This window comes from Pseudoalteromonas sp. SA25 (genome assembly GCF_011378705.1).
Lineage (GTDB): Bacteria > Pseudomonadota > Gammaproteobacteria > Enterobacterales > Alteromonadaceae > Pseudoalteromonas > Pseudoalteromonas arctica.
This window is the reverse complement of the sequence record NZ_WTKV01000017.1, coordinates 49,184-65,260: the sequence shown is the minus strand read 5'-3', so window position 1 is coordinate 65,260 and position 16,077 is coordinate 49,184. Positions and strand designations below refer to the sequence as shown.

At 38.3% G+C, this 16,077-nt stretch carries 18 protein-coding genes; 10 read left to right on the top strand and 8 right to left on the bottom strand.

Features of this window, described 5'->3' with window-relative positions; all coding sequences use genetic code 11:
* Positions 1-359: 359 nt before the first annotated feature.
* From GQR45_RS14465 to GQR45_RS14455, 3 genes are all read right to left on the bottom strand, one after another.
* Complete coding sequence (locus tag GQR45_RS14465) at positions 360-2,615, bottom strand: aminotransferase class V-fold PLP-dependent enzyme (protein WP_165726304.1); 2,256 nt, start codon at positions 2,613-2,615, stop codon at positions 360-362.
* A gap of 135 nt (positions 2,616-2,750) precedes the next feature.
* The gene (locus tag GQR45_RS14460) at positions 2,751-3,827 is read right to left on the bottom strand and encodes an AI-2E family transporter (protein WP_165726303.1); all 1,077 of its coding nucleotides are present in this window, start codon (positions 3,825-3,827) and stop codon (positions 2,751-2,753) included.
* Positions 3,820-4,038 carry a hypothetical protein gene (locus tag GQR45_RS14455; protein WP_024591004.1) on the bottom strand — a complete coding sequence of 73 codons (219 nt, stop codon included), beginning with the start codon at positions 4,036-4,038 and terminating at the stop codon, positions 3,820-3,822. The genes GQR45_RS14460 and GQR45_RS14455 overlap by 8 nt, the downstream gene beginning before the upstream one ends.
* A 145-nt stretch (positions 4,039-4,183) precedes the next feature.
* Here GQR45_RS14455 and GQR45_RS14450 point away from each other — a divergent pair, with 145 nt between their 5' ends.
* The 5 genes from GQR45_RS14450 to GQR45_RS14430 are packed head-to-tail and all read left to right on the top strand — an operon-like array spanning position 4,184 to position 7,703.
* Complete coding sequence (locus tag GQR45_RS14450; protein WP_007581045.1) at positions 4,184-4,849, top strand: hypothetical protein; 666 nt, start codon at positions 4,184-4,186, stop codon at positions 4,847-4,849.
* Position 4,850: 1 nt separating this feature from the next.
* Positions 4,851-6,308 (top strand): M48 family metalloprotease, encoded by a 1,458-nt coding sequence (locus GQR45_RS14445; protein WP_007581042.1) that lies wholly within the window; start codon positions 4,851-4,853, stop codon positions 6,306-6,308.
* A gap of 53 nt (positions 6,309-6,361) precedes the next feature.
* Positions 6,362-6,709, top strand: coding sequence for an arsenate reductase (glutaredoxin) (gene arsC, locus GQR45_RS14440; protein ID WP_165726302.1), 348 nt, complete (start codon positions 6,362-6,364; stop codon positions 6,707-6,709).
* Positions 6,709-7,263 carry an NAD(P)H:quinone oxidoreductase gene (gene wrbA, locus GQR45_RS14435; protein ID WP_007581039.1) on the top strand — a complete coding sequence of 185 codons (555 nt, stop codon included), beginning with the start codon at positions 6,709-6,711 and terminating at the stop codon, positions 7,261-7,263. The genes arsC and wrbA overlap by 1 nt, the downstream gene beginning before the upstream one ends.
* Entirely contained in the window at positions 7,260-7,703 is a 444-nt protein-coding gene (locus tag GQR45_RS14430) for a DUF2069 domain-containing protein (RefSeq protein WP_007581036.1), read from the top strand. Before wrbA ends, GQR45_RS14430 begins: the two co-directional genes overlap by 4 nt.
* 82 nt (positions 7,704-7,785) lie before the next feature.
* Here GQR45_RS14430 and GQR45_RS14425 read toward each other — a convergent pair whose 3' ends face one another.
* A complete protein-coding gene (locus GQR45_RS14425; RefSeq protein WP_010555074.1) occupies positions 7,786-9,123 on the bottom strand; it encodes an ankyrin repeat domain-containing protein in 1,338 nt (445 codons plus the stop codon).
* A gap of 230 nt (positions 9,124-9,353) precedes the next feature.
* Positions 9,354-9,947 (bottom strand): ABC transporter substrate-binding protein, encoded by a 594-nt coding sequence (locus tag GQR45_RS14420; RefSeq protein WP_007583914.1) that lies wholly within the window; start codon positions 9,945-9,947, stop codon positions 9,354-9,356.
* 244 nt (positions 9,948-10,191) lie between these two features.
* Here GQR45_RS14420 and GQR45_RS14415 point away from each other — a divergent pair, with 244 nt between their 5' ends.
* Positions 10,192-10,728: an acyloxyacyl hydrolase gene (locus tag GQR45_RS14415; protein WP_007583913.1), complete on the top strand. Its 537-nt coding sequence runs from the start codon at positions 10,192-10,194 to the stop codon at positions 10,726-10,728.
* Between the two features lie 126 nt (positions 10,729-10,854).
* The gene (locus GQR45_RS14410; RefSeq protein ID WP_007583912.1) at positions 10,855-11,001 is read left to right on the top strand and encodes a DUF2897 family protein; all 147 of its coding nucleotides are present in this window, start codon (positions 10,855-10,857) and stop codon (positions 10,999-11,001) included.
* Between the two features lie 53 nt (positions 11,002-11,054).
* Here the strand turns inward: GQR45_RS14410 and GQR45_RS14405 are convergent, their stop codons facing one another.
* Entirely contained in the window at positions 11,055-12,425 is a 1,371-nt protein-coding gene (locus tag GQR45_RS14405; protein WP_007583911.1) for a YjiH family protein, read from the bottom strand.
* 66 nt (positions 12,426-12,491) lie between these two features.
* Positions 12,492-13,553: an outer membrane protein assembly factor BamC gene (gene bamC / locus GQR45_RS14400; RefSeq protein WP_024591010.1), complete on the bottom strand. Its 1,062-nt coding sequence runs from the start codon at positions 13,551-13,553 to the stop codon at positions 12,492-12,494.
* 359 nt (positions 13,554-13,912) lie between these two features.
* Between bamC and GQR45_RS14395 the strand changes: the two genes are divergently transcribed.
* The 3 genes from GQR45_RS14395 to GQR45_RS14385 all read left to right on the top strand — a co-directional run bounded on the left by GQR45_RS14395 (position 13,913) and on the right by GQR45_RS14385 (position 15,409).
* Complete coding sequence (locus tag GQR45_RS14395) at positions 13,913-14,446, top strand: ACT domain-containing protein (protein ID WP_007583906.1); 534 nt, start codon at positions 13,913-13,915, stop codon at positions 14,444-14,446.
* Positions 14,447-14,457: 11 nt separating this feature from the next.
* Positions 14,458-14,937: a thioredoxin-dependent thiol peroxidase gene (bcp, locus tag GQR45_RS14390; protein WP_002963124.1), complete on the top strand. Its 480-nt coding sequence runs from the start codon at positions 14,458-14,460 to the stop codon at positions 14,935-14,937.
* A gap of 202 nt (positions 14,938-15,139) precedes the next feature.
* Positions 15,140-15,409, top strand: a complete 270-nt coding sequence (locus GQR45_RS14385; protein ID WP_101162899.1) for a hypothetical protein — start codon at positions 15,140-15,142, stop codon at positions 15,407-15,409.
* Positions 15,410-15,451: 42 nt separating this feature from the next.
* Here the strand turns inward: GQR45_RS14385 and GQR45_RS14380 are convergent, their stop codons facing one another.
* Positions 15,452-16,027: a GNAT family N-acetyltransferase gene (locus tag GQR45_RS14380; RefSeq protein WP_346774205.1), complete on the bottom strand. Its 576-nt coding sequence runs from the start codon at positions 16,025-16,027 to the stop codon at positions 15,452-15,454.
* Positions 16,028-16,077 lie beyond the last annotated feature (50 nt).

Here is a 16,077-nt window from a genome sequence, read left to right as displayed (position 1 = left end):
GTTTTTTATAAAAGCAAAACTCTTAACACTGCTTATTTACACTAAAATTAAGCGCCGATAGTATAACTAAAAATGCAAAAAAAGTGCTGTTTTTATAATTTTAGATGCCGATGATAACGCAATTTTTAGCTTTTGACACCGGTATCATAAAAATTTTATAAATTAATTTACCCGCAATTTTAAAGGCAACGGGATAGCTTAATCAATCAAAATGAAATATTAATGAATTTTTATAAGCACAATAATTACTTTTTATAGTTATTCACTAATTACTAGGACCTGTTTACCTTGCGAGCAAATAAACCTTAAAAACAAAAAATCAGCCCTAAAGCCGATTTTGTATAAATTACAATCTTTGTTTAATTACTAAGCGCTAACCCGCCACTTAGGTTATAAACCGTTTTGTATCCTAGTTGCATTAAATTAGTTGCTGCAATTTTTGAGCGGTTACCACTACGGCATAATAAAATGTACTTGTTATTTTTGTTTAATTGCCCTTCAAATACCGCATTTGCCATTCTACTAAGTGGTATATTTAATGTTTTTTTATCTAGCGTATTAAATAACTGAGCAACATTATTTGCTCCATGCTCATACGGCTCCCGAGTATCTATTAAATATGTATCGCTGGTGTTTAACATTACTTTAGCGTCATCAAAATTTAATTGCGGTGTATCAACCTCAGGTAACGCATTTACATAACCACACAATTGCGTGTTATCTACTTGTTTTGAAGCGTCGTACTGCTGTTTTTGTATTGCAAATTCATCAATTGAAATACTGCCGCTCACTAACGCATCAAGTAATGGCGTTTGGTTTTGCTGTACAGCCCAGTTCATGGCAAAACATTGTTGGTAGTCGTGCCCTGAGCAAATAATGCTGGTGCTATTAAGTTGCTCGCTCATTGCTAAAATAGAGCGTGCCATTGCTTTTGCATCGCCGCCTATAAGCGATGTATTGCCAAGCCCTGCAGGCAGTATTAAATCACCACAAAAACAGTAACGCGTTTCGCCATTACTGTTTTTTAATAAATAACTTACGCTATCTTTGCTGTGCCCAGGTGTAGCTACTTTTTCAAGTACGTCGTTTGCCAAGTTAATACTTGCTGTATTTAGTGGCCAACCTAGCAAATCAACCTCACCTTTTATAACTCTTGAGTCAAGAACGCTGGTTAGTAAATTAGTCGCTGACTCTCGCTCTTGATGCAGATGAGTATTAAGCACCGCCGATATAGTTAAGTTTTGTGTATTAGCTATTTTTTCAAAGCGCGGAATAAGCTCAATAATAGGGTCAATTATAACAGCGTGTTTATCATCGCTTACATAAAGCCAACTACATGCTCCTTGGTGCCTAAACTGAGTAAGGCCCAGTGCGCATACTTCTTGTTGTGGTGTGGTGCTGTCAGATACGATTAAACAGTTTGCCTGTAGTATTGCTTTAAGAGCGCGAATACGCACACAAGCATCATCAATATCATGTTGTGTTGCAGCAGGTCCAAACGATAGTCTAATCGCGTTTTCGCTTTGCCACTTACTTGCACCCATTGCATCTAAAACAAAACTTGTTGATGCGCCTGTACTACAAGCCGAGCCTCCACTTACGCGAATGCCCGCAGCGTCAAATAAATCAATCACTTCTTTGCTCGTTAAATCGTTAACAGCAAAGTTAAGTGTGGTAGGCACGCTATAAGCAAAATCATGATTGAATGTAATATCGCCAAAGGTGTCTTTTATCGCGCTTTGTAACTGGCTTCGATAAGAGTTAAGTATGCTAATTGGTTTAAATGTATCGTCTGATTTATCAAGCAACATACTAAATAGCTTATTTAACCCTGCAATACCGGGTAGATTTTCGGTGCCTGAGCGCATTCCACTTTCTTGACCGCCACCCGCTATAAAAGGAGTGTACGCACTGCCACTACGAATATATAAAAAGCCAATACCTTTAGGTGCATAAAGCTTATGCCCCGAAAAAGGTGCGTAGTCTATTGTTGTATCACTCAGCGCGAGCGCTTGTTTACCGAGCGCCTGCACGCAATCCACCATCCACGATACATTTTTATTACGGCTACGAATTACCTGCTCAATAGCAGGTAAATCTTGATATACACCGGTTTCGTTATTAACGGCCATGGTGCAAATCATCAAAGCGTTATCTATATGTTTAGCTATAAAATTTAAATCTAAAATACCGTTACTATCAACCGGAATAGCAAGCACCTCAGCATTAACGTCAAGTACGCTATTCCAGTGTTTAAGTGTATTTGGCACCGCTTTGTGCTCAGTAGCGCCATATAACAATACGGGGTTTTTAATCGGGTGTTTTTTAGCATCAATTAGCGTAGAAACCACCGCAGTTTGAATGCCTTCTGTTGCGCCAGAGGTAAATAAAATATCGCCATTACTTGCGCCAATAACTGTGTGTGCTTTTTGACGTGTTTGTTCTAATAAATGCTTGGCTTGAATACCTGTAATGTGCGGGCTTGAAGGATTACCAAAACATATTTGCATGGTATGAGAAACAACATCAGCAATACAAGGCAACACAGGGGTCGTTGCGTTTGCATCAAGGTAAACTTGTTTTACTGGCTCATCGTGCAATAAAAACTCAGACATTAAAAAACGCACCTTATTACTAAAAAATATATCTTATTACCAATAGTACATAAATTTACAGGTAATGAGTAATAATCAATTAGCACTAGAGGTGCGTTTACTATTCTTTTTTAGACTAAAAGTCTGTTTACTTAATTATTCACTGAGATCTTTACTTATCTCTTCATGCGTTGACGACCAAGCTGTTATTAGCGCTTTTACTAATGAAGCCAACGGGATGGCAAAAAATACGCCCCAAAATCCCCACAAGCCACCAAAAAATAATACCGCGACAATTATAAACACCGGATTTAAATCAACCGCCTCAGAAAATAATAGTGGCACAAGCACGTTGCCATCAAGCGCCTGAATAATTCCGTAAATAATTAAAATGGTCCAAAACTGTGTTTCTAATCCAAACTGAAACAGCGCAACTGCCGCTACCGGAATAGTGACGAGTGCCGCGCCAATAAATGGAATTAATACCGACAAGCCAACAAGCACACCAAGTAATGCGGCGTAGCGTAAATCTAAAACAGTAAATGCAATAAAAGACACACCACCAACAATTAAAATTTCAAACACTTTACCGCGAATGTAATTCATAATTTGTTGATTCATTTCGTGCCACACTTGCAAAATTAAGCGTCGTTGCTGCGGGATCAGTTTAGCAATGCTCCCCGTTAGCTCCAGCTTATCTTTAAGCATAAAAAACACCAGTAGCGGCACAAGCACTAAATATATAAGCCACGCAACAACATCTTTTAATGACGTAAGTGAAAACGACAATACAGTTTGACCAAACTCAATGATTTTAGCTTCTACCGTTGCAACAATAGCTTGTACTTGTTCTATGTTAATTAAACTTGGGTATTGTTCAGGTAAAGCCATTAAATAAGACTTCCCTTGCTCTAACATATGCGGGGTTTCTTGCACTAAGTTACTGGTTTGCTTCCAAAGCACTGGGCCAATAACCAAAATAAGGGTGAGCATAATGCTAATAAATATCAACATTACAATAATCGTTGCAGTAAAACGTTTTAAGCCAACGCGCTCTAAATGAACAACCGGCCAATCAAGTAAATAAGCAATAACCAATGCTACAAGCACAGGAACAATTAACGAGCCAAAAAAGTAAAGTAAGGCCACTGAGGCTAATAATAAAAATAATAAGGTAGACGAGTGAGGATCCGAGAACTTCCTTTCGTACCATGTTTTTACGTATTCAAACATGTAATGGCTCCACTAATAACAACCCACGTTGTTTATCAAAATTGTAACTATAAGCATTTTTTTTCAAAAAACGTTCAATATCGTTCGCACTTTCACCTTTATTAAGACTAAAAGTGATACGTTGTTTTGAAGATTGCGCACTTCGTAGCGCAAGTTTAAACTGCACAAATTGCTGAGGGCATTTAAACTCTTTTAAATCGCGCTCTACCATAACTACTTTATCCGTATAGTAAATGAATAATAAGTCGCATATTTACGGTCAATATACTTATATACCCAAACCGTTGTAACTTTTTGTTAAAACAATACCTGCAATAGTTTATCCTTATAACATAACTAGCAGTAAGGATAAGTTAATGCCTGGCACGCATAATAAAGCGCAACTACCCAGTAATCCAACACTCAAAGAGATTAATTGGTTTAAAAAGCAAATTAATTGGGGCGAACTACCTCCTTTTTATCACCTTGTTGCCTCATCAATAAGCGAATCTGAAGGGATTTTAGATCATGGATTCGATAATGCAGTTAAACAACTTATAGATAAACGTAATTGGAACTTAGATTTATTAGAAGGCCATGAAGACAGCCTTGGTGTAATACACACTAAACATAAGCCACGTATTGCGCTGCACCAAGTTTTTACCGACAGAGGCTTTGAGCTATGGGCACAGCCTTATGCTAAAGATGTTATTGTTGACCAATACATAAAAAATAATCGCTTTATGGAGTTTAGAGTGTGGGATCCACATTCAATGAAAAACCTGATCAGAATAAGTCAGTTACATAAGTTTATTGGCTTTTATTTTGAACGGGGCGACAAAGCAGATAAAGCCATTATTTTACATGCACATAAAGTAGTACATAAAATTATTACTTTTTTGCAGCGAGAATTGAACGTTGTAAAGCTTGATGGAGTCACAATAAAAGAACTATACCAATTGTGCGAAAAAGACAGCCGTGCAAGCAGTGACGAAATAGACATAGCCAAAATTGCAATTGGCGAACAAATTAACAAGGAATAAAATGCAGCTAAAATCAGCATTTATCACTTTATGCAGTGCCGCGCTTACGTTTAGCTTATTAGTAAGCGAACCTTTAAAAGCGCAAACCAATTTTACACTTCCTGATTTAGGAACATCTGCATTACAAGCACTGCCACTTGAAAAAGAACAAGCTATTGGCGAAGTAATGATGATGCAAATACGAGGTTCATCGCCAGTTATAAACGATCCTGTGCTAGATGAATACCTCACGACTATTGGCCGTAAACTTGTTGCTAATGCTAACGATGTACGTTTTCCGTTTTCGTTTTTTTGGATAAATAACTCAGAAATAAATGCGTTTGCATTTTATGGCGGGCATGTAGGTGTGCACACAGGGTTAATAGCTCAAGCCGATAACGAGAGCCAGTTTGCTTCGGTACTTGGTCACGAAATTGCTCACGTAACACAGCGCCACTTAGCACGTAGAATACAGCAGCAACAAGATAACAGCGCGCTGACCATTGCCGGTATGATTGCAGGTATATTAGCAACCGTTGTTGCACCCGACGCGGGTATTGCCATTATATCAGCCAGCCAAACACAATCTGCTTTTAGCCAGTTAACGCATAGCCGCTCAGCTGAGCAAGAAGCTGACCGCATAGGCATGCAAACACTTAATAATGCAGGATTTGATCCCCGTGCATCGAGTGAGTTTTTAACTAAACTTGCCGCGCAAATTCGCTATAAATACAAGCCACCAGCATTTTTGCTAACTCACCCATTACCAGAGAGCCGAGTATCTGATGTACGTTTGCGTGCAGAGCAATTTCCTGTGCGCCTTATGAATGCGAGCCTTGAGTTTAATTTAGCAAAAAGTCGAGTGCTTGCCCGCTATGACAACAAACCAGAAAACGCAGAAGATCTATTTAGAAAGCTACTGCGCGAAAACACCTACAACAACACTGCATTAAAGTATGGCTTAGCCATAAGTTTGCTTGATCAAAAAAAGCTTGATGAAGCAGCGCCAATATTAGACGAGCTTTTAAAAAACGATCCTAAAAACTTATTTTATATAGATACCCATACCGATTTACTTATTGCACAAAAAAAGGCAGATGAAGCCGTTAAGTTTTTAGCGGATTTAAATCAGTATCGCCCTAATAATCAGGTAATTACACTTAACTATGCCAACTCAGCACTTGAAGCTGAGCAATATGAGCTTGCTGAAAATATTTTAAAGAGTTTTTTACTCGAAAAGCCAGATCATAACTTAGGCAAACAACTCCTTGCAGACGCGTATAAAAAACAAGATAAATTAGCCTCTTATCACGAAGCTAACGCCGATGTATTAGCGCAATATGGTGCTTATTTAAAAGCCGCAGACGAAGTACAAAAAGCACTAAACTTTGTAGAGCCTACTCAACTTGTAAAGCAACAACGTTTAAAAGCACTACTTACCCAGTATCGACTTTTACAAAAAGAGCTTGCAAGACTTTAAGTCTGCAAGCGCTTAACCTAAAATAGACGCAATTCACACTTTGGAATCATTTTATGTCTGTTACTATTTACCACAACCCACGTTGTTCTAAATCACGCGAAACGCTAGCACTACTGCAAAGTAAAGCAATAGAGCCAAGTATTGTAGAGTATTTAAAAACGCCTCTTACACACGAGCAAATTTCAACGCTTGTAATCCAACTTGGTTTTTCATCCGTACGTGAATTAATGCGCACAAAAGAAGATGACTACAAAGCACTTAATTTAAAAGATGAAAGCAGTGAATCAGCATTAATAGATGCCATGGTACAAAATCCAAAACTAATTGAACGCCCTATTGTAGTGAATAACAATAAAGCAGCGATTGGTCGTCCACCAGAAAACGTACTAAGCGTTTTATAATGAGTGCAACCATAGTGGTGCTTTATCACTCAAGCCATGGCTCAGTTGAAGCAATGGCTCACGAAATAGCAGAGTCGATAGAGCAACAAGGTGCTACAGCACTGCTTCGCACCTTTGTGGCTAAAAATGCGCACGACATTGTGATCACCAAAGATGATTTAATAAATTGCGATGGTTTAGCATTTGGTACACCAACCCGATTTGGCATGATGGCCTCTCAAGCTAAAAGCTTTTGGGAAACCACCAGCGACTTATGGTTAAAAGGTCAGTTAATAGATAAGCCAGCGTGTGTGTTTTCGTCATCAAGCAGTATGCATGGTGGTAATGAAGCAACCTTACTTAACTTATCTCTGCCACTATTACACCACGGTATGATGCTACTGGGCGTGCCGTACGATGTACCCGAACTACTTGCAACACAAACAGGTGGAACACCATACGGTGCAACACACGTTGCTGGCAGCGCTAATAGTGCACAGCTAAGCAAAGACGAAATTAAAATATGCCAAAGCGTTGGTAAACGCCTTACTCACATTGCGAGAAAACTTAAATGAATACAGCTGACAACCCAGCTAAAAAGCCGATTACAGTAAAGTTTCAGCGTGCCGCACTATTTGGCTATGTAGGTTTACTTGTTCTTATTCCACTGTGGATGTATTTTGTGCCACCTCTAAATGGTAATGCGAGTTTAGTGTCTTTATTTTTGCCTATTATTCCGTTACTACTGCCGCTAAGAGGCATAATTAAAGATAATACATACACTTATGCGTGGGCTAACTTTGTTGTAATGTTGTATTTTATTCACGGACTTACCATGCTGTGGGCCGCTCCTGATGAATTAATTTGGGTATTGCTAGAGCTTGTGTTTGCCTCTTCAATGTTTATTGGCTGTACTTACTACGCAAGACATCGCGGACAGGAACAAGGTTTAAAAATCCGTAAGCTTAAAGAAGAACTAGCTGAAGAAAAAGCAGCAAATGAGCACGGTAAGTAAGGCTTAACCATAAACGGTTATAAATACAAAAAACGCGCTTAAATTGCTTTAAGCGCGTTTTTTATTAGCTATTTAAAAGTAACTAAACTAAATCACTTAAGGCAGCTAGCACCACAATGCTCGCCAACCCTATTTGAGCAATTAAGCTAATAAACGAAAAGCCTCTAAGCACAAATAAACCCCAAGGGTGTTTAATATGTGGATATAACGCACAGCGTTTTAAAGTGGTCGCAAAGAAAAAACAAATCACTGCCGCCATAGTTAAACTCAGCGTTAGCTCACTTTTAATAGAGAGTGTTTCATCAAAAAAGAAGAACAACTGCAAAGGCAGCAATATAGTGACAATAGCGTGCAGCACATGTACTTTTTTAATGCGATCAAACTGCCCTTCTGGCGAAAGCTCTTTAATACCAAAGTCACGCTCTAAACATTTAACCAAGTTATTAGCTTTAATACTAACCGCCAAACGGTAACAACTTAAACCTTCTTTATTGCGCGCTCTAAAGTTATAGCCCGCTTTAATAAGCAGCACCATTAACGATTCATTTTTAGCAAATACAGCGTAATGAAGTGCTGTGTTACCTAAATTATCAACCGCTTTTTTGTCTTGCTTTGCAAGTAGCGTTTCAACCACATTTACAAAGCCTTTTTCGGCGGCCCACATAAAAGCTGTTTTATTGTTTTCATCAGCAAGAACACCTGTAGCGCCTTGCTCAATAAAACGCATTGCCATTGTTTGCTTGGCTGTTTTTTTACGCAGGTGCGTTAATAATGCTTTTTCTAGCAGTACAACAGAGTCAACATCAGGAGAAACCTGTGTAAGCAACGTAAAATAGTCTTTACCCGCTGCTACTTTTTCGCTGGCAAGTTCAGAAAGAGTATCTAAATCAGCAATAGACTCTGGAATAAACGCACTTAAGCGCTCTCTAAAATCAACTTCTTTCCAAAGGGCTAATGTATCTTTTGCCGAAAGTTTACTTTTATTATTTAGCGCATGCTCAATTAACGTGAAATAGCGTTTACTAAAAAACAAATCGACTAAAGACAGTGGCGTATCTATGGTATTTTGTGCAGCCACACTTGCGTATTTTTCAAGGCGCTGGCATAGCATAAGCACTAAGCTTTCAGGGGTGTATTCATTATCGTAGTAATGGCTTTTAACCGCACTAATATACGCTTGTGCGTCTTCGTCATATTCAGAGATATGTTGAAAGTAACATTCTTCAAATGGTTCTAGCGGGGTTAGCCATGCCAAATAATAAATAGGCGGTAACACGGTGGTGCATACACCATCGTCTTCATTTGTAGAACGACAAGCAGGCCAAGCTTCCAAAGCATCTAAAATAAAGGCACCGTTTTGTTCTACCAGTCCTTTAATAAGTAATGGGTATTCCTTTGGCCAAATCAGTACATTTTCCATTAAAACAACACAACTCCAGTGTGGCTTGGGGGTGGTAAGTTATATCAGTTTTTAGCTGACACCACGCTTAATCAAAGTGTCGATATTCTAGCACACCTTTGTTTTGCTGCTAGCGCAAAATTACGCAATAACAACAATCCTTTACTTACAAATATAAAAACGGCCAAGTACATAAGTAATTGGCCGTTTTTGAGGTTGGAGTTGGGCTTAATCAGAGCCAGACAAATAGTCTATTTACTTTTTAACTCGCTAATAACTTGATCTAAACCCACTTCAGAAATACGTTGAATAATCTCTTTTTGCTTAGCACTTAATAGTGAAATACCTTCGGCAACAATATCGTATACTTTCCACTCATCATTTTTACCTAAACGAAGCTTAAAACTTAAGTCGATTGTAGGCGCATTTGGCTCAATAATTTGTGTATTAACTGTTGCGTACTCAGAGTCACTTTTTGCGTTATTACGCTCAAATACTACTTTTTGACCTGTGTACTTCATTAGTGCACCAGCGTATGTGCCTGTTAAGTAATGCTCTACTGCATCTATAAATTGAACAGCCTGTTCGCGCTCAATGCCTTTAATGTGCTTACCTAATAATTTAAACGACACAAACTTAACATCAATATGTGGCATTAAACGTTTTTCAACAATGGCAGCCATCGCTTCTTTGCTTGCTGTGCCTTTTGAATTTACTTGGCCAATGTCTGCAAATAGCTTATCGGCTACTGATTCAAGTAACTGATCTGGCGATTGCTGAGTTTGTGCAAATAACGAACTACTAAAAAAAGCAGTGGCTAAAACGAATAGTTTAAAGAGTTTCATAATTGTATATGTCTGTGTGATTAAGATGGCTGTAATTTACGCGAACTATACGCAATAAAAAAGGCACAAATAAGCAACTTATTAATGCCCAAATTGCACCAATTAAATAACTAAAATAAATTCAAGCAGTTAGAAACCTCCATTAACAGCTCATATACAACCGGCATTTTGTCCTCATTGTAATTGTTAATAGGTCGCCCTTATCATTTAGTTATCACTTGAATCAGACAAACATTTGGCACCTATGAAAACGTCACTTAAAACACTTATTATCTCATTTATATTAGTAGTTTCACTTTTTGGCAAACTTGCTTTTGCTCAATCGAACCACGGTTATGCCGTTGATTTTCTCAAAGGCGAAGGTAACGTAAACGGCGTTAAGCTTGCGTATCAGTATCATGCACCTAGCATGCAAAATATAATTGGTGATGCACGCTTTTACTTTGAAACCAGCGTAAATATGTGGGAATACCGCCACGGCGATGAAACACAATCAAACCTAGTACTTGCTATGTCACCTGTGCTGCAATTTCCTGCCTTTAGTTTTAACAACACCCCATTTTATGTTGAAGCAGGGATTGGTGTATCACTGATTGATGAAACGCAGTTTGCCGGTAAAAACATAAGTACTCACTACCAGTTTGAAGACCGCATAGGCCTTGTTGCCGACTTTGGTCATACTAACGTTGCCCTTAGAGTTATTCACTATTCAAACGCAGGCTTTAAAGAGCCAAACCCAGGGCTTAACTTTTTAACGCTTTCGGTAGCTAGACGTTTTTAAGGTTATTGATTGTGTTTAAAGTTATTGATTGCGTTTAAAATTATTGATTGTGTTTTGAGTAATTTAATTGCTGTTATAGCGTAAAACGGTCACACTTAAACGTACTAAATATTAAGTGATACTGCGATGCAAACTTGGCATATTGTAATTATTGTCGCCGTTGTTTTTGCTATTGTCATTGGTAATATTGCGCTGATTAGACTCTCTGCAAAAACGGAGTTTAAAAAGCCCAACGCCAATATTAAAAATACAACAGACACAAAAAAGCCCTGATTAATCAGGGCTTTTTCAATAATACCAATTCGCTTAATTATATTTTCGTTAATTTAGCCTACTAACCAATGCGCCATTAGCGCAATAACAGGTAAAGTAATTAGCGTTCGCAAAATAAATATAATAAATAACTCTAAAATATTTACCGGTATTTTACTGCCAAGTAAAAGTGCGCCCACCTCAGACATATAAATAAGCTGAGTTACACTCATTGCGGCAATAATAAAGCGCGTTACATCACTTTCAATTGTACCTGCTGCTAATATTGACGGAATAAACATATCAGCAAAACCAACCATAATAGTCTGCGACGCTGCTGCCGCTTCGGGTACTTGTAATAACTCTAAAAATGGCACAAACGGCATACCTAAATACTGAAATATAGGCGTATGCTCAGCAATGATCAGTGCAAATGTACCTACCGCCATAACCACAGGCAATACACCAAACACCATATCAAGCGCGTTATGTAAGCCCTCTTTTATAGTACCTTTAACACCCGTTGAGTTATCTGCTTTAGCTAATGCAACATCTAACGAATGACCAAATAAGGTTTTATGACCCGGAATTGTTTCAGCGTCTCTATCTGGCTCAGTACCATCAATCAGTAAGTCTTTTTTAAAGCGCAGTGGCGGTAATCGCGGCACAATAATAGCGGCAACAATACCGGCTAAACATACCGTTGCGTAAAACGGTGCAAATAAGTATTCAAGTTTAACTTGCCCAAGCACCACTAAACTAAACGTAATTGAAACCGCTGAAAACGTAGTACCAATAATAGCCGCTTCGCGTTGTGTATAGTGCTTTTGATCGTACTGCCTTGCAGTCATCAAAATACCCACACTACCATCACCTAACCACGATGCAGTACAGTCAACCGCACTTCTACCCGGTACACCAAATACAGGGCGCATTACTTTAGTCATTAACGTACCAGCAAGCTCTAGTAGACCAAAGTTAATTAATAGCGGCAGTAATAAGCCCGCTAAAATAAATACCGAAAACAACACTGGCAATAAGTCATTTAATACCAGCGCGCCAGTATTGGCCGAGGTAATCATCTCGCTGCCTAGGCTTAAGTACGTCATTAAACCAAACGCCATACCAAATAAGCGCACCACCAGCCATGTCCAGCTCACATCAAATAAATGCTTTAATAAAGGTGAGTTACATATAGCGGCGGGTTTAAACACTTTAGTAATTACAGAAATAACCCCTGTAATACAAATAATGAGAGTAATAATTGCTTGAGCAGAGCCAAGCATCATTGCTTGAACCGCTTTTGCCATAACGGCAATAGGAATGGTCATCCCTTGCGAGGTACTAATGGGTGTCATAAATAAAAATACACCAATTAACGAAGGAACCAAAAAAGTAAACCAAGTGCGCCACGTGTAGTGTGAACGATGAGGTAGCTGAGACATATTTATTAACCTATAAAAACCACAAAAAGAGCATAGCGCTCTTTTTGTGGTAAAACTTATTATTATTTAAATTTTAATGCCGCGCTGAATGAGTGCTGCTTCTAATGCTTGTTGTAAACCATTCATAGTACCTGGCTCAAGCGTTTCGCCTTTGTCATCCATCCACGTTAAGCTAGTACCGCCTTCTTTAGTTTTACTTACTAAAATTTGGTATTGGCCTTCATCAATAGGTAGTTGAGCTACGTCATCACCCCAAATTGAATCCCAAACACTTGTTTCTGGTTTAGTGTAATCAGCAGTAATTAAGCCCGTATCTGGGTTAATTTCAACAATAGTGAACGACAAGCGCTCTAAAAATCCAGAGAAACGGTCAAACACAGCTTCGTAAGATTGCTCAGTTACAAGTGCTGCATTACCTTTGTTATCAAAGCCCATTTCAAGAGAAATAATACCTTGGCGTTTACGCATATCAACTTCAAGTTGACGGTAACGGTAATCAAACTCGCTCACTACTTGGTTAAGCGCACGTACTTCTAACTGCTGCTTTAACAAATCAGTTAGCGTATGGTCGCCTTTAAAATCTATCAGCTCTACACGTAAAGACGCAGTACGCTGATGTGACTTTTCTTCAATAGTGAATCTAAATTTTTCTAAGTCATCGTTAACTTCATCGCCCCACCACCAAAAACCTTCTTCGGTTTTAATGATTGAGTACCAATCAGTTTCAATAGTACCTAGTAGCTTGTCTTCTTTAGTGGTTCCTGCATTGTTATCAGCAAGGACTGATTGAATCGTGTCCCAAAGAAATTCATCTAAATCAGCAATGCCATCGTTTTTATCAAAATAAATACGCGCTTGTTTATCTGTCTCTTCTACCCAACTGCCTTTAGCAATTGTTAATACTTGTGCCGGTGGGCGGTAATTTGTAGCTTCAGGATTGTTGTCGTATTGACCTACATCCATTTTATAAACTGGGTCTTGAGCTGGTTGAGATAACGACGTTGGTGCTTTTACAGGCTCATGCGTACGATAGTTACGTTCGTCATGTGCCTTATTAATAAATACACTACACCCTGATAAACTTACCAATACACTTACTGCAAGTGCTTTTGGGATCCAATACTGCACAGATATTTCTCCTTAGCATACCCTTTAATTGTTTTAACAAATATATGAGTGGGTAATGCCGATTTGGTTCAGTGTAAAATCAATATTAACTTTACATTTATTATTTGGCTGCCTAAATGCAATAAAGTTCAGCACTTCAACTTAGCAATAAAACTAAGCGCAAATAAGCAAATTTTAGCTATGGTACTTTCCCGTGCCAGTAAAAACAAGAAACACCGCACTTTAAAAGCGCTTAATTAGCGTGTGCTGTAGTTTAGAGCCCTTTTTGTGTTAAACTTCGCCGCCGTGCAACTTCTCGTGTGTATTTTTGGTGTTGCCAACTCGGTTGATATAATCCAAGTAACAAGGTATTTGAACTCATGACTGCATTTTCAAATCATCAAATTGTTTTAACAGCGATTGGCGAAGACAGACCCGGTATTGTAAGTGAACTAACCCAACTGGTTAGCGATTGCCACTGCAACATTATTGACAGCCGTATTGCTATTTTAGGCTGCGAATTTACCTTCATAATGCTACTTAGCGGCGACATGTCGGCAATAAGCCGCATAGAGCACGTACTGCCCACTAAAGCCATGGAACTTGGCCTACTAACCATGATGAAGCGTACAGCAAGTCATACTCCTAGCGAGTTTTGTGCAGGTTACACTCTAGAATACACAGGCATAGACACCCCTGGCACATTGAGCAAAGTAACGCGCTTTTTTGCCGACAATAATATTAGTATTTGCTCACTTAAGTCAGACACTTATTCCCAAGAAGACAACATTAAAATGCGTTGTGAACTTGAATTCAACATACCTGTTGATGTAGATATAGATCAATTTAAAATTAGTTTTGAGAGCCTTTCTCACACACTAAACGTAGATTATATTTTTAAACGAATTCGTTAAGGATGCTAAACATGAACACAATTAGTCCATTACAAGCAGGCGATACTGCACCCGCTTTTAGCCTACAAAACCAAAACGACGAAACAGTAACATTAAGCGAGCTGTTAAAAGAGCAACAAGTGCTTGTGTACTTTTACCCTAAAGCGTCAACGCCGGGCTGTACTGTACAAGCCGAAAACCTACGCGATGAGCAAGCACAGCTTGCTAAATTTAATACCCGCGTTGTAGGTATTAGCCCAGATCCAATTAAGCGCCTTAAAAACTTTGAAACTAAAAAAGAGCTTAATTTTGACCTATTAGCCGATGAAGACCACGCCATTGCTGAAGCATTTGGTGTATGGGGCTACAAAAAGTTTATGGGTAAAGAGTACGATGGTATTCATCGCCTAACGTTTTTAGTAGGCCAAGACGGTAAAATTAAACACCTATTTGATAAGTTTAAAACTAAAGATCACCATCAAGTGGTTTTGGATTATCTTGCAGCAGAGTAATCTTGCAGCAGAATAAGCTAGCGGCTGAGTAAGTTAGCTACCAGCTATTAGACAAATACAGAAAAGCGTTGCTCAAGGGCAACGCTTTTTTTATGCCTATACATTTGCGCTATATAAAAACTTAAATAGTAATTAAGTAAATAATTTGTTAAAACTGCCAAAGCACTTATTACTAACACCTTGCCAATTGGATATTTAAACCTTGAACAAAAGCCTAAAATTTAAACTTTATTTAACTGCATTAATCATCTGTATTATTGGTTTTAACTTTTCAGAACCAAGTATGCAATTTTACTCAAACCCGTTTTATATCGGTAGTTTTGTTTTTGCTATTGCGCTTATAATCTCTGTAATTAATTACGCCTGCCCTGCCTGTAAGAAAAACCAAGTAATGCGCTCTATTTCTAGTTATAAGCTTCCAACTAACGATTGTTATAATTGCGGGAAAGAAATTGATGAGAAAAGTAATTAAATAGACGGAGTTATTACTGGAGAGTCTGGTATTCAGGGTTATTTATAAAGCCACTTGATATATATTAAGTTGTTGTCGTGTATTACCAACCGATACAAAGTTTGGAATAGTACCAACTAAACTTGCACCTGATTTTAAAGCAATTTTAATGCTAGCTGCATTTTGTTCTAAGCATCTAAACTCAATTACTTTAGCGCTTGTATTTTTGAGTATGATTGGCACTATCGTAATTACTTGACTGATAATACCATTTCCTTGTGCATCACTACTTAACCAGTAACCAAGCTCCGCTACATTCAACTCAGGACAAATAGACTTAACTGCAAAAATACCACTCAGATTATCTTTATAATAAATTTTAAACCACCGCGAACCATTTAGACCGCTGTTGACTCTGTCGAGTATGTACTTTTTAGCTGATTCAATACTATTTACCCCTTCTACCCAAGGCAAAAACTTACCTAAACTTGCCCGACTTAAATTAACAGTCTTTAAAATGTCCGCAGCATCGCTTTCCACTAAAGGAGCTAATTTAATGTGTTCTGCAATTTGGATATGCAAGTGTTCTTCCTTGTAAGTATTGATTTTTATAGTTGTAAGTTTAAAACTAAAGATCACTATTAAATAGCCCCAAACTTATTTAACGGCTGAATAGCCTTTGAGCTATT